At 64.3% G+C, this 1,155-nt stretch carries 1 protein-coding gene; it reads right to left on the bottom strand.

Translation table 11 applies throughout. The features are described 5' to 3' along the window. Positions 1–937 (bottom strand): MFS transporter (locus IL54_RS01850; RefSeq protein WP_052027510.1); only part of this gene is annotated, 937 nt, incomplete at its 3' end. Between the last annotated feature and the right edge of the window lie 218 nt (positions 938–1,155).

Genomic DNA, 1,155 nt, shown 5'->3' with positions numbered 1-1,155 from the left:
CCCCGCCTATCAGCAACAGCAGGCAGCCGATGGCCGGCAGCAGAAAGACGACCGCCCCTACCATAGACCCGCGAAACCGATCGAGCAGCAGCCCCGTCGCCAGCCGCCCGATGACGGAGAAGATGCCCACCAGCGCCGCGATCCCCGCAGCCTCCATGCGCTCCGCGCCGCGATCGGTCAGGATGGGAACGAAATGCACGACCAGCGCGATGATGGTGAAGGTGAAGAGCAGGCTGGCCAGCAGCAGCCGATGATAGATGGACGAACGCACCCCTTCGGCCAGCGTCGCGCCCTCAAGCGCCTGCCGTTCTACCAGTGCGACTTTCGCCCGCCGGTCGTGCGCGCCACGAAAGAAAAGGAAGATCATCGGAAAGGCGATCGCAACCCAGATCGCCGCCTGGATCGGCGCCGCGGTCTGCCAGCCATGGCGCGCGATGAGCCAGCTACCCAGCAGCGGAAACAGGGCGGCGGCCAAAGAAGCGCCACACAACGTCACCGCGAACGCCAGCCCTCGCGACGCGGCAAAGCGGGTCGCCACCGCACTGGTCCACACCGTCGCCTGCACCGGCAACGTCGCCAAGGCCAACAGGCTCCACAGCATCAGCCATTGGGTCTTGTCCCCGGTCGCTGTCCCCAGCATGGCAAAGGCAGCACAGGTCAGGACCACACCGACCAGCCCGAACAGGCGCGGTCCCAGCCGGTCGACCATCAGCCCGATCGGCACCGAAAACAGCGCTTGCACCAATGTCGCCAGCGTCAGGCCGATGGTGGTCTGCGTCCGCGACCAGCCGAAGGATTGGCTGATCGGCTCGATATAGGGGCCAAGCCCATAGATATGGATGACGCTGGTCGCATAGCCAAGGCCCGCCGCGATCGGCAGGATCGGCGCCCGCCGCCATTCCGCCCCGGCCGTCATTGCTGTGCCTGTCTCTGCCATGGTCCTGCCTCTCCCGCTTTGCGTCCGTCTTTGTGGCGCATGATGCCAAGCAATTGGAGAAAAAACTATAGTATCTCATTTATTATGATCCACACGCACGGCAAAGCGGCTGGCCATGCCGCTGCCCCGCTCATATAGTCGCGCCCGATTGTCCTCCCCCGCGAAAGCGCTTCATGCATCTTCTTATCGGCCTAGCCGGCATCCTGCTCATTCTTGCC

This window comes from Sphingobium sp. ba1, assembly GCF_000743655.1.
Classification (GTDB): domain Bacteria; phylum Pseudomonadota; class Alphaproteobacteria; order Sphingomonadales; family Sphingomonadaceae; genus Sphingobium.
This window is presented reverse-complemented; position numbering and strand designations above follow the sequence as displayed.